This is a genomic window from Micromonospora sp. NPDC005203 (assembly GCF_042872705.1).
Taxonomy (GTDB): domain Bacteria; phylum Actinomycetota; class Actinomycetes; order Mycobacteriales; family Micromonosporaceae; genus Micromonospora.
The window spans coordinates 1,042,638-1,055,599 of the sequence record NZ_JBIAKV010000001.1; the positions used below are offsets into that span (position 1 = coordinate 1,042,638).

Here is a 12,962-nt window from a genome sequence, read left to right on the forward strand (position 1 = left end):
TCGTCGGCGCGGCCCCCCCCCCTGGGGGGGGGGGGGGGGGGCCCCCGCGGCGGGGCCCCCCCCCCCCGCGGCCCCCCCCGGGGGGCCCCCCCCGCCGCCCCCCCCCGGGGGGGGCCCCGGGGGGGCGCCCCGACGTTCACGCCCGGCCGGGGAATGGGTAGGGTGATCGTCGTCAGCCACGAGAAGGAGGTGAGCCCGGTGACCACCCGACGTCAATCCTGGGCGCTCTTCTCGGCCGTCCCCCTCAGCTGACCACTCGCGTCGGGGAGTGCGCCCTCCTTCCTCGGAGGACACATGTCCATCTCCCCGTTCCGCATCGACGTTCCTGATGCGGTCCTCGACGACCTGCGGGCCCGACTGGCCCGTACCCGCTTCACCGACCGCAGCGGCCACCGGCCGTGGCAGGGCGGCGTCGACCCCGACTACCTGCGGGACCTGGTGTCCTACTGGCACGACGGATTCGACTGGCGAGCGCGCGAAACCGAGCTGAACGCGTACCCCCACCACCTGGCAGTCGTCGGCGGCCGGAAGCTGCACTACCTGCACGTCCGGGCGGCGCGCCCGGCCGGTGCGCCCACGCCGTTGCCGTTGCTGCTGAGCCACGGCTGGCCCAGCAGCTTCGTCGAGATGCTGCCCCTCGTCGATCGCCTGACCGACCCGGACCGACCCGGCGGCGCGTTCGACGTGGTGGTGCCCTCGCTGCCGGGCTTCGGCTTCTCCGAGGTCCCGGACGAGCCGGTGACCCGGGCGCTGCTCGCCCGGACGCTGCACGAGCTGATGACCGACGTGCTCGGCTACCAGCGGTACGGCGCCTTCGGCGGCGACGTCGGGGGTGTGGTGACCGGCTGGCTCGGTGCCCTTTACCCCGAGCAGGTCGTCGGCATCCACCTGATCCATCCACCGTTCCCGGCCACCTTCGACGCCCGTCCACTGTCGGCGGCCGAGCAGGCGTACCTGGACGCCGAAGCCGCGTACGACGAGACCGACGGCGGCTACAGCGCCATAATGGGTACCCGCCCGGACACCCTCGCGGCGGCGCTCGCCGACTCACCGGCCGGGCTGGCGGCCTGGCTCGTCGACAAGTACCGGGACTGGACCGACAACCACGGGGACCTGGCGAACAGCGTCGACCGGGACACCCTGCTCACCATCATCACGCTCTACTGGGTGACCGGCTCGATCGGCTCGTCGTTTCGGCAGTACGCCGACTTCGACCACAACACCCCTCGACCCATGATCGAAGTGCCGGCGGCGTTCACGGTGAGCACCGAGCCCTCGCAGGCCAACTTCCCGCGCGAGATCGCCGAGCGGGCCTGCACCGACATCCGGCACTGGAGCGAACCGGGCCGGGGCGGGCACTTCCTGCCGCTGGAGGAGCCGGACCTGCTCGCTGGTGAGCTGAGGCGCTTCTTCACCTCGCTGCGCGGGTGATGTCCGGCGGCGGAGCCGCGCTCAAGACGGCCGGCTCCGCCGCCTGGCCTCGATCATCCCCGCCACGTGCTTATTGCATCAAATCAGTTTGATGTAATGTGCGGCTGTGATGTCAGAGACAGTCGACACCAGCGCACCGCCCGGGTTCGTGACCGCCGTTGGGCATCCGGTGCGGTGGCGGCTGATCAGCGAGTTGGCCCACAGTGACCTCGCCGTGCACGAGTTGACGGCGCTGCTCGGCCAACCGCAGAATCTCGTCTCCTATCACCTCGGCAAACTACGCAAGGCCGAGTTGGTGACCGCGCGGCGCAGCAGCGCCGACGGCCGCGACACCTACTATTCGCTCGCCCTGGCCCACTGCGGCGACCTGCTGTCCGGCACCGGCGCGGCCCTGCACCCCGGGCTGCGGCTCACCGCGCCCACGCCGGCCACCGCAGTGACCGGACGAGTGTTGTTCCTCTGCACGGGCAACAGTTCGCGATCGCAGATGGCCGAAGCGCTGCTGCGGGAACGCACCGCCGATGCCGTGGCGGCCTACAGCGCGGGAAGCCGACCCAAGCCGGTCCATTCGCACGCGACAAGCGCCATGGCGGCGCGCGGCATCGACCTGACCAAGGCCCGGCCCAAACACGTGGACGAGTTCACCGGTCAGCGGTTCGACGTCGTGATCACCCTGTGTGACCGGGTCAAGGAAGTCTGCCCCGAGTTCCTCGGGCAGTCACGGTTCGTGCACTGGAGCATCCCGGACCCCACTGCCGATCCCGACGGGCTGCCCGCGTTCCAGCGGGTCGCCGACGACCTCGACAAACGCATCAGTTTCCTGCTGCACACGCTCTCCACCCCACGAGAGAAGGCATCATGACCAGCCCGATCGATGACAACACCGTCAGCGTGCGCTACCTCGTCGACGACGTCGCCGCCGCGATCGACTTCTACACCACCTACCTCGGCTTCACGTCGACCACCACGTTCCTGCCCGCGTTCGCCGACGTCCGGCGCGGCAACCTGCGGCTACTGCTGTCCGGCCCGGCCAGCTCAGCGGGCCGGTCCATGCCGGACGGACGCCGTCCGCACCCCGGCGGCTGGAACCGCATCCACCTGATCGTCGCCGACATCGACACCGAGGTGGCCCGGCTGCACGCCGCCGGCGTCGCCTTCCGCAGCGATGTCATCGCAGGTCCGGGTGGCCGGCAGATCGTCCTGGACGACCCGGCCGGCAACCCCGTCGAACTCTTCGAGCCCGCCCCTGCCTGACCTGTCCGTCAATTCTCTCCTTTCGGGCGCAACGGGATGCATCGATCGTGGTCGCGTTCCCTGTCACGTACATGAGCGGTTGTACCGCGTGTGACCGTGACCTCTGTGGCCTGCGCCCCCTGGCGGCTCGCCTGGGCCGAGCGCGAGAACGAGCGCCGGCAGCGCGCGTACCGCGACGCCACCCACGCCTGGCTGCGCCGCGACGACCACCTGGCCCGGCTCCGCATCGAGGCTGCCGGCTTCCTCGGGTGTACGCGGCCCCGCACCGGCCTGCCGGTGGACCTCGACCACGACGAACTCGTCTTCCGCGTCCTTCCCGTCGCCACGCTCGTCGAGGCCGAGGCGCGACACGTCCCCGGCCTGCCCAGCCCGGGTCCCTGCGACTTCGCCGACACCGTGCACGCGGCGCTGCCAGCGGGCCTGCGGGTGCTCGACACCGGGATGGCCGTCGTGACCAGCCACCGCGTGGCCTTCGCCGGCCGCGAGCACAGACGCGAGTGGCGGTACCCGGACCTGGTCGGCCCCGCCCACCACCCCGACGTCCCGGTCACCCTGCTGCCCGTTGCCGGCCGGGGGTCTGCCGAGTCCGCGCGACCCCGGCACCGACTCTCCGGGCTGCTGGTTCCGGCCACCGCCGTGGTGAACTTCCGCTTCTATCTCACCCTCGCGGCCGCCGCTGATCGCGCCGCCGTCAGCGCGCAGGTCGATGCCCTGCTGGCCGCCCACCGGCACGCCCGGCCCGCGCCTGCGGTGTTGGCGGCACCCGACGACGCGCCATTGTCGGCGGTACGCCCCGACCGCCGGGCACTCGCCGTCGCCGCCGTCGCGACTGTGGTGTTCACGACGCTAGCCCCCGGCACCGTGGGACCACAGCAGGCCGTCCCCCTGGGACGGGCGGAAGCGGCGACCATCGCGACGGCCGAGCCGACCGTGCGGAACACCGCGACGCGTACACCTTCTGTCCTGGTGGAGGCGGCGAGCCCGAGCACGCCCGCCCATCCGGTACGGCCTCCGGCGGCCGGTCGGCCGCGGCCCGCCGCGCCCGTCCCGTCCGCCACCGTGCTGGCTGCGCCGGTCCCCACCACCGCTGCGGTGCCGTTCACCGAGCCGGCGCCAGCCACCGCTGCGGTGCCGGCCACCGAGCCGGCGCCCACCAGTGCTCCGGCCCCGTCGGCCAGCGCGACGCCGCCGCCCACTCCGACGCCGACCGACCCGCCCACGACGGCCTGGCCGGGCTCACCGTCGTCGACCGCGACGCCCGACCCCGCGCTGGTGGCGGCGTGCCTGGATCCCCTGCTGCCGCTTGTGGACGGGCTGCTCTGCCCGCCGACCGGGCCGTGATCTCGGGCCGTTGCCGTCTCGTGTCCGCGGCTCGGTCTTCGTTACCTTCACCGCTGGGGTCAGGCCGGTCTTCGTCGCCGTCGCCGTTGCGGTCGGGTCAGGTCGTCGCGCCGAAGTCGGGAAGGGTGAGGGAGCCGTCCGGGCCGAGGGTGAAGCCGGGGTTCCAGGCGATCTCCCAGACGTGACCGTCCGGGTCGGCGAAGTAGCCGGCGTAGCCGCCGTAGAACGTCTCCCGCGCCGGCTGGGTCACCTCGGCGCCGGCCTTGCCCGCGGTGGCCAGCACCTCGTCGACCTCCGACCGGGAGCGGACGTTCTGGGCCAGGGTCATGCCGCCGAAGCCGCCGGTGTCCGGGTTGGGGACGCCCGCGTCGGCGGCCAGCTTGTCCCGGCTCCACAGCACCAGAGCCAGGCCGCCGGCCTGGAAAAAGACCGTCTCCTCGACCTCCTGGCCCTGCCAGCCGAGGTGCTCGTAGAAGGCTTTGGCGCGCGCCAGGTCCGAGACGCCGAGGGTGATCAGACTGATCCGCTGCTCCATCCTCGTAACCTAACGTGCCGACACCCGGGGGCGCGGTAAAGCTAGACCAGAGCAATCCGAGGAATCTACACTCTTCTGTGTTAACGCTCACACTCGTCCCAGTGCTGAGGCAGTGACGCCATGCCGATGTGACGATCGGCGCCCGCCGGGTGAACACCCCGGCAGCCGGCGGCTGCTCGGTCCGGCCGGCCCCGATCCCAGACGGTTGCCGGCTGCCCGACGCGGCCCTCCCGGGCGGCCCATGCCCTCGGCCAGCTCGACCAACCCAGGGAGACAGCTATGCGAACGAGGGCACGATGGCTCGCAACGCTCGCCGCGCTCGGTGTCGTGGTCGCCGCGGTGGTGGCACCCACCGGGCCGGCCAACGCGGAATCCAACGGCGGGGTACGGGTGATGCCGCTCGGCGACTCCATCACCGAGGGCACCCAGGTGCCGGGCGGTTACCGCATCGGACTCTGGCAGCGCCTCGCCAGCAGCCGGTACACGGTGGACTTCGTCGGGTCGCAGTTCAACGGGCCGGCCAGCCTGGGTGACCACGACCACCAGGGGCATCCCGGCTGGCGCATCGACCAGATCGACGCCAACATCGTCGGCTGGCTGAACACCCAACGACCGCAGACCGTCCTGCTGCACATCGGCACCAACGACATCCTGCAGAACTACAACGTGAGCACCGCCCCGAACCGGCTCTCCACCCTGATCGACAAGATCACCACCACCGCGCCCACCGCCGAGGTGTTCGTGGCGCAGCTCATTCCGCTCTCCAACAGCGGCCAGGAGGCGGCCAACCGCACCTTCAACGCGGCGATCCCCGGCATCGTGCAGAGCAAGGTGAACGCCGGCAAGCGGGTGCACCTGGTCGACATGCACAGCGCTCTCACCACCGCCGACCTGATCGACGGCGTCCACCCCACCGCCGGCGGCTACGACAAGATGGCCGCCCGCTGGTACAGCGCGTTGCAGTCGGTGCCCGGAAGCATCGGCAACCCGGGCAGCGGCGGCGGACAGACCACCACCACGATCGTGGGCACCCGGTCCGGCAGGTGCGTCGACGTCCCCGGCTACTCCACCACCAACAGCACCCAGCTCAACCTGTGGGACTGCCACGGCGGCACGAACCAGCAGTGGACGTACACGTCCAGCAAGGGGCTCACCGTCTACGGCAACAAGTGCCTCGACGCCGCCGGTAACAGCACCGCGCCGGGCACCCAGGTCACCATCTACGACTGCCACGGCGGGACGAACCAGCAGTGGAACGTCAACGCGAACGGCACCATCACCGGCGTGCAGTCCGGCCTCTGCCTGGACCCGTACAACCAGGGCACCGCCAACGGCACGAAGCTCGTCCTCTGGACCTGCACCGGCCAGGCCAACCAGCAGTTCACTCGCCGATGAAGCAGCAAACACGATGGCTGACGACCGCGCTCGCGGTGGTCCTCGGCCTCGCGATGGCGACCACAACCCGGGATTCGGCCGCCGCCGACAGCCCGTACCAACGGGGTCCGGATCCGACCCCGGCCAGCGTCGCCGCCACCCGCGGCCCGTTCGCCACCACGCAGGCGACGGTGCCGGCGGGCAACGGCTTCAACGGCGGGTACGTCTACTATCCGACCGACACCAGCCAGGGCACCTGGGGTGCGGTCGCGATCGTGCCCGGCTATTCCGCCCTGTTCGCCAACGAGGAAGCCTGGATGGGCCCCTGGCTGGCGTCCTTCGGGTTCGTGGTGATCGGCATCGAGACCAACAGCCGCACCGACGGCGCCGACGCCCGCGCCACCCAACTGCTCGCCGCACTGGACTACCTCACCCGCACCAGCCCGATCCGCAACCGGGTCGACGCCAACCGGCTGGGCGTCATGGGCCACTCGGCGGGCGGGGCCGGCACCCTCCTCGCCGCCCTGCGGAGGCCGACCCTGAAGGCGGCGGTCGGCCTCGCACCAGGTACGCCCGGAAACAACCTGAACATGTCCACCACCCAGGTCCCCACCATGCTCCTGTCGGGACAGAACGACGGCACTGTCACGCCCTCCTACCTGCAGGGCATCTACAACACGTTGCCCGCCGGCGTCGAACACGCCTGGGCCGAACTGGCCGGCAACGACCACCTCTCGTTCACCAGGCCGAACCCCACCGAGATGCGACTGTTGATCCCCTGGCTCAAGACGTTCCTGGACAACGACACCCGCTACACCCAGTTCCTCTGCCCACTGGCGAACAGCACAGGCGTATCCCGGTACAGCGCCACCTGCCCGCTGGTGCCGCCGGACGGGCCGCCGGCACCACCCACGTCCGCCCCACCAACCACCGGTGCGCCGACGACTCCGCCGACCACCACGCCACCACCCTCCGGCGCCCCCTGCACCGCGACCTACCGCACCGTCAACGCGTGGTCCGGCGGCTTCCAGGGCGAGGTCACCGTGACCGCCGGCACCGCTGCCGTCAACGGCTGGAACGTCACGTGGAATCTCAACAACGGCCAGCGCATCGACCAGGTCTGGAACGGCACCCTGAGCGCCAGCGGATCCACCGTGACGGTCCGCAACGTCTCCTACAACGGCTCGCTCGCCTCCGGTGCCACGACGAGCTTCGGCTTCCTCGGCTCGGGTACGCCAACCATCACGTCACCGACCTGCGCCAGCCCGTGACCGGCCACAGGAGGTAACCGCGGGTCGGGCGGCTCCGATCGGAGCCGCCCGTCGATCGCCGCGCCCTCGGCGGCACGCGTCGAGGGCGCGGCGATGCCTTGACGACGTACGTCGTCAAGGCATCGCCGCCACGGCGCCTGGTGTCTCGCCGAGGAGTCCGCGCTCCAACGAGTACACCGCGGTGCCGGCGTAGGGGTTCAACAGGCTGGTCGTGCCGCTGTCCGATGACGACAACCGGCGAGCGCTCGCGGTGCTCGCCGACCCCGACACCTGAAACTCCCGCGGCCCTCGACGGCCAAGCATCCGAAAAGGCGTGACGGGCGACTGTAGTCTGCACAGCGGGTAGCGAAGACCACCCGCAAGAGTGATGGGGTGCGCGCCCTGGGCGCTCCAGGCCCAGACGACTGTGGTGTCGAACGCACGGGGGGAATCATGTTCGAGCGGCTGGGCAGATTCGTTGTGGGCAGAGCGTGGTGGGTAATTGCCGGGTGGGTGGTGGTGGCGGCAGCCATCATCCTCACCACACCATCGCTCGGCGACATCACCTCAGCGGATCAGGAGAGCTTCCTGCCCCGCTCGTACGAGTCCGTGCAGGCCACCGAACTCGGGCAGAAGGCGTTCCCGCAGCAGGCCACCGCGACCGCGGTCATCGTGGTCAAGCGCGCCGACGGGCAGAAGCTCACGCCCGCGGACGAGTCGACGGTGGGCAAGCTCGCCCAGGCGCTCAAGGCCAAGAACATCCCGCACACGTCCGGCTACCAGACCGGTCCGCCAGCAGTGGCACCGGACAAGTCTGTGCAGATCGTCAACGTCGGGCTCGACGCCCCCACCCCCGACGACCCGACGCTGCTCGACGCCGTCCGCGATCTGCGGACGGACATCGGCCCGGAGCTGGCGAACACTGGACTGACCGCGGGCGTGGCCGGCGACGTGGCGAGCTTCGTCGACAACGAGGACACCTTCAACAACGCCTTCGCCGTGGTCGGCATCGCGACGATCATCCTGATCATCGGACTGATCCTGATCATCTTCCGCAGCCCCATCGCCGCGCTGCTGCCGGTTGTGGTCGTCGGCGTCGTCCTGAGCATCACCACGGGTCTCGTCGCCGCCGCAGGCAAGGCATTCGACCTCAGTGTCAGTCAGGACCTCCAGACGATCCTGCTGATCGTGCTGTTCGGCATCGGCACCGACTACATCCTGTTCCTGCTCTTCCGCTACCGGGAACGGCTGCGCGCCGGCGACGACAAGCGCACCGCGATGATCGTCAGTGTCCAGCGGGTCGGTGAGGTCATCACCTCGGCCGCCGGAGCGGTAATCGTCGCGTTCCTCGTGCTGCTCCTCGCCTCCCTGGGCTTCTTCGGCTCGCTCGGCCCGGCGCTCGCGATCGCGGTCGGCGTCATGCTCGTCACCTCGCTCACCCTCGTCCCGGCGGTCGTCTCGCTACTCGGCCGGTACGTCTTCTGGCCGTCGAAGGCGTGGCAGCGTACGCCCAAGGCCAGCATCTCGCACCGGCTCGGCACCACCGTCGGGCGTCGGCCCGCACTTGTCGCGGCGATCTCCGGCATCATCCTGGTCGCGCTCGCCGCGGGCGTGCTGAGCTACAAGGCCGACTACGACTTCAGCGCCGGCTTCCCGCAGGACACCGAATCGGCGAAGGCCGCGCAGGACCTCCAGCGCGGGTTCGCCGCCGGTGCGCTCGCCCCCACCGAGGTCTACCTGACCACCAGTAACGGATCACAACTGACCGAGCAGCAGGTCGACGAGTTCGCCGCTGCCGTGGCGAAAGCCCCGGGTGTGGGCCAGGCGCAGCCCCCGGAGCGCAGCACCGACCCGAGTGTGGCCCGGGTCAATCTGCTGCTCAACGAGAACCCGGTCTCCAACAAGGCGATCACCCTCGTCCGCGAGGACCTGCGCGATGCCGTGCACGCGTCGGCCCCGCCGGGCACCCGGGCGCTGGTCGGCGGGACCACCGCGATCTTCGCGGACATCAACTCGGCGAACAACCGCGACCTGTCGGTGATCCTGCCGGTCGCAGCCGGCCTGATCGCGCTCATCCTCGCGCTGCTGCTGCGCAGCCTTGTCGCGCCGATCTACCTGGTGATCGCGGTGCTGCTCAACTTCGCCGCCACACTGGGCGCCACCGTCTACCTCTTCCAAGGGCTACAGGGCGAGCCCGGTGTCACCTTCCAGTTGCCGATCATCCTCTACCTCTTCGTGGTGGCGATCGGGACCGACTACAACATCCTGATGATCGCCCGACTACGCGAGGAAGCGCGGGAGGGCAACGAACCACACGAGGCCGCCGCCATCGGCGTGCAGCACGCCGGCCCAACCGTCGCGGCAGCCGGACTGATCCTGGCCGGCACGTTCGCGGTGCTGCTGCTCGCGCCGATCTCCTTCCTACAGCAGATGGGCTTCGCGGTGGCGATCGGCATCGTGCTGTCGGCGTTCGTCATGTCGATGTTCCTCGTCCCGGCGCTGACCGCGCTGATCGGCCACAAGGCGTGGTGGCCGGGCCACGGCGACGAGCGGTCGGCCGGCGGGCGACCCGCCCGTGCCGTCGACCAGCCGAGCTAGTGGCACTGCGCCGACAGGAGACGAATCGAATTCGACACGGCTATTCCTGACCCGCTGCTGACACACGCCCTAGGCGGCGATCGTGCGGGCGGTGGCGTAGACGTCGGCGGGTAGGGCGTGGTGGAGCCCCCAGAGAATCCGCATCGGCCGGTCGCCGGTGTGCGACTCGTACGTCATGGTGCCGGCGTACAGGTACGCCGGAGCGCCCAGGTCGCGGTCGGGGATCCGGGTCTCCCGGACGAACAGGTGCACTGCCGAGCCGCCCGTTCGGTAACGCTGCCCCGTCGCCGAGGCCGCCGAGGTGGTGCTCTGCGACTCCCACTGGAACAGGGTGTCGGTGATGGCCCGGTCGGCGTACATGGTGGTGGGGGAGTAGTGCGCCGCCGACTTGACCAGGGTGACGAAGAACAGGTCGGCCTGGGCGTCGGGCAGCCACTTCACCCCCTCGCGCAGCGAGCCCGGGTTGGTCATCCCGAAGGCGGCGCAGGCCTCGTTGCGGCTGTAGCGGGCGTGCACCCGCAGCGGCACCGCACCCGGGGCGGCGGTCGGCGTGACCCGGGGGATGCGCTCCCGCAGCACCTTGGCCACCTGCCGCAACTCGGCACAGCGCGCCGGGTCCTTCCACAGCCGCGTCAACCGTTCGTTCCGCGTCGTCAGTGGTGCGGATGGCCCCCACAGGCTGAAGTGCAGCATGTCCAACAGGCGGCCGTTCCCGTCGTACACCTGCTGACCTGGCATGGGCGGTCCGGCCGCGACCCGGGTGAGCAGCTCCAGCCGGTCGACGTCGTCGGTGTGCAGCATGCGACCGATGGCCCGGCCCAACTCCCGGTCATCCGGGCCGGGCGTGGACGTCTCGATGTCGGCGAGCCGCCGCAGCCCGGTCCAGCCGCCGATGCTGGCCGAGCGGTACACGTCCTCGATCTCCAGCCCGGTCTCGTGCAGGAACGTCGTCAGGCTGACGTCACCGAGTTGCCGCAGCTCAGAGAGCAGGCCGGCCTTCGAGGTGGGCAGCGCGCTCTTCAGGTTGGCGAGCACGACCTCCTTCGCCACCCGGTCCAGCCCGACGTGGCAGCCGCTCGGCAGGCTCGGGAAGTCGTCGCGGACCGCCTCGGTGATCGCCCGCCGGCTCACCCCGGTCAACGCACGCCAGCGCAGATCGAAGCGGAAGTTGGCGTGCTGCCCGCCGATGAAGTCGAGCACGGTCAGGCAGGGCTTGTCGTCGTCCAGGCGTAGGCCACGGCCGAGCTGTTGCAGGAAGATCGTGGCGCTCTCGGTGGGCCGCAGCATCAGGATCGTGTCGACCATCGGCAGGTCGACGCCCTCGTTGAACAGGTCCACGGTGAAGAGCACCCGCAGCTTGCCGGCCTTGAAGTCCCGCAAGAGCCCGGCCCGGTCGGTGCCGGCTCGCGAGGTCACGGCCGCCGACGGTACGCCGTGGTCGTTGAACCAGGCGGCCATGAACTCAGCGTGCCCGATGCTCACGCAGAACCCGAGCGCGCGCATCCGCCCGACGTCCACCTTCTCGCGGACCGCGCGCAGCACCGTCCGCGCCCGGGCGTGGTCGGCCGTGTAGAGGACGGTGAGTTCGCCCAGGTCATAGCCTTGGCCACGCTTCCAGGTGACGTGGGACAGGTCCACGTCGTCGTGCAGCCCGAAATATTGGAACGGCGCGAGTAACTGCCGCTCCAACGCGTCCCACAGGTGCAGCTCAACAGCCGCGCGCCCGTCGAACCACCGGCGCACGTCGCCGCCGTCGGCCCGGTCGGGGGTCGCCGTCAGACCCAGGAGTACGCGGGGACGCAGTCGCTCCAACAACCGCGTGTACGTCGGCGCTTCCGCGTGGTGGAACTCGTCGACGATCACCATGTCGTACGCCTCGGGGTCGATCTCCCGGCGGTGCAGCGACTGGATGGAGGCGAAGACGTGCTTCCAGCCGTTCGGCCGCTCACCCGCGACGAGCGTTTCGCCGAAGCTGCCGTCCCCCATCACCTGCCGGAACGTCGACAGGCTCTGCCGCAGGATCTGCTCCTGGTGAACGACGAAGAGCAGCGAGTCGGCACGACCCGCCTTGTGTAGCCGGCGGTAGTCGAGGGCGGCGACCACGGTCTTGCCGGTGCCGGTGGCCATCACCACCAGGTTGCGCCAACGCCCGTGCACCAGCCGCTCGGCGTCCAGGTCGGCCAGGATCTCGGCCTGATACGGGTACGGGCGTACGTCCAGGTTCGAGATCTCGGTGGGTGCCTGGTCGCGGCGCTCACCGCTCAACGCGTGCCGTAGCCGCTCGGCGTCCCTGGCCGCGTCGTACGTCTCGAACGCCGGATCGTTCCAGTAGTCCTCGAACGTCGCCGTGAACGTGTCGATGACGTGCGGCTGCTCGATGTTCGAGATGCGGACGTTCCACTCCACGCCGTCCACGAGCGCGGTCTTCGACAGGTTCGACGAGCCGACGTAGGCGGTGGTGGTGCCGTTGGCTCTGCGGAACAGCCACGCCTTGGCGTGTAGGCGGGTGGTCCGCGTCTCGTACGACACCTTGATCTCGGCGCCGAGTGCGTTGAGCCGGTCGAGTGCTCGCTGATCGGTGGCACCGAGGTAGGTGGTGGTGATGACGCGGACTCGACCGCCCCTGGCGATCAGGTCGCGGATGGCCGGCTCGACGATGCGCAGGCCGTACCACTTGATGAAAGCGCAGAGCAGGTCAACGCTCTCGGCGGAGGCCATCTCGTGGTTGACCTCGTGGCCGATGCGGGGCTGGTGGCGGCCGTTGACCAGCAGCGCGCCGGTGGAGAGGGGAGTGGTGGGGCGCTGCGGGAAGGCAGGCAGCGCGGGCGGGGTTGGTGGGGCAGCGATGGCGTGGAGCAGGTGCCTGGCGTCGGCCACCTGGTCCTGCTCTGTTGCCGCTTTCGGGCTGAGGGCGGCGATGGCGTCGGCGATCTGGTTCGCCATCGCGACCTGGTGGTGGAGCTTGTCGTCGCCGTGGGGGACGGCTTGGAGGGCTCGGGCGGCCAGGACGGCGATGTGACGGGCGAGAGTGTGGTGCGCGTCGGCGGGGTCGAGTTTGTGGTGCTGGATCAGGGCAGGGTCGAGATGCTGAAGGCGGTCGGCCAACTCACGGGTGATCAGGTGCTCATAGACGCCCCGCTCAAGATCCGTCATTCGAGCAACCTAATCACACGATCCGA

Annotated in this window: 9 protein-coding genes; 7 read left to right on the plus strand and 2 right to left on the minus strand. The window is 70.3% G+C overall.

Going from position 1 to position 12,962, the window contains the following annotated elements:
* Positions 1-294: 294 nt before the first annotated feature.
* The 4 genes from ACFYPM_RS05025 to ACFYPM_RS05040 all read left to right on the plus strand — a co-directional run bounded on the left by ACFYPM_RS05025 (position 295) and on the right by ACFYPM_RS05040 (position 4,026).
* The gene (locus tag ACFYPM_RS05025; protein WP_387191331.1) at positions 295-1,431 is read left to right on the plus strand and encodes an epoxide hydrolase family protein; all 1,137 of its coding nucleotides are present in this window, start codon (positions 295-297) and stop codon (positions 1,429-1,431) included.
* 109 nt (positions 1,432-1,540) lie between these two features.
* Positions 1,541-2,293: a metalloregulator ArsR/SmtB family transcription factor gene (locus ACFYPM_RS05030; RefSeq protein ID WP_387191333.1), complete on the plus strand. Its 753-nt coding sequence runs from the start codon at positions 1,541-1,543 to the stop codon at positions 2,291-2,293.
* Positions 2,290-2,685, plus strand: a complete 396-nt coding sequence (locus ACFYPM_RS05035; protein ID WP_387191335.1) for a VOC family protein — start codon at positions 2,290-2,292, stop codon at positions 2,683-2,685. The genes ACFYPM_RS05030 and ACFYPM_RS05035 overlap by 4 nt, the downstream gene beginning before the upstream one ends.
* Before the next feature lie 96 nt (positions 2,686-2,781).
* On the plus strand, positions 2,782-4,026 hold the full coding sequence (locus ACFYPM_RS05040; protein ID WP_387191337.1) for a hypothetical protein: 1,245 nt from the start codon (positions 2,782-2,784) through the stop codon (positions 4,024-4,026).
* Between the two features lie 97 nt (positions 4,027-4,123).
* On the opposite strand, the gene ACFYPM_RS05045 is transcribed toward ACFYPM_RS05040, so the two are convergent.
* Complete coding sequence (locus tag ACFYPM_RS05045; RefSeq protein ID WP_387191338.1) at positions 4,124-4,561, minus strand: VOC family protein; 438 nt, start codon at positions 4,559-4,561, stop codon at positions 4,124-4,126.
* Positions 4,562-4,840: 279 nt separating this feature from the next.
* Here ACFYPM_RS05045 and ACFYPM_RS05050 point away from each other — a divergent pair, with 279 nt between their 5' ends.
* The 3 genes from ACFYPM_RS05050 to ACFYPM_RS05060 all read left to right on the plus strand — a co-directional run bounded on the left by ACFYPM_RS05050 (position 4,841) and on the right by ACFYPM_RS05060 (position 9,783).
* Positions 4,841-5,956: an RICIN domain-containing protein gene (locus ACFYPM_RS05050; RefSeq protein WP_387191340.1), complete on the plus strand. Its 1,116-nt coding sequence runs from the start codon at positions 4,841-4,843 to the stop codon at positions 5,954-5,956.
* Complete coding sequence (locus tag ACFYPM_RS05055) at positions 5,953-7,206, plus strand: cellulose binding domain-containing protein (RefSeq protein WP_387191342.1); 1,254 nt, start codon at positions 5,953-5,955, stop codon at positions 7,204-7,206. The genes ACFYPM_RS05050 and ACFYPM_RS05055 overlap by 4 nt, the downstream gene beginning before the upstream one ends.
* Before the next feature lie 498 nt (positions 7,207-7,704).
* Entirely contained in the window at positions 7,705-9,783 is a 2,079-nt protein-coding gene (locus ACFYPM_RS05060) for an MMPL family transporter (protein ID WP_387191344.1), read from the plus strand.
* A 69-nt stretch (positions 9,784-9,852) separates the two neighbouring features.
* On the opposite strand, the gene ACFYPM_RS05065 is transcribed toward ACFYPM_RS05060, so the two are convergent.
* Complete coding sequence (locus ACFYPM_RS05065; RefSeq protein WP_387191346.1) at positions 9,853-12,936, minus strand: DUF3427 domain-containing protein; 3,084 nt, start codon at positions 12,934-12,936, stop codon at positions 9,853-9,855.
* Positions 12,937-12,962 lie beyond the last annotated feature (26 nt).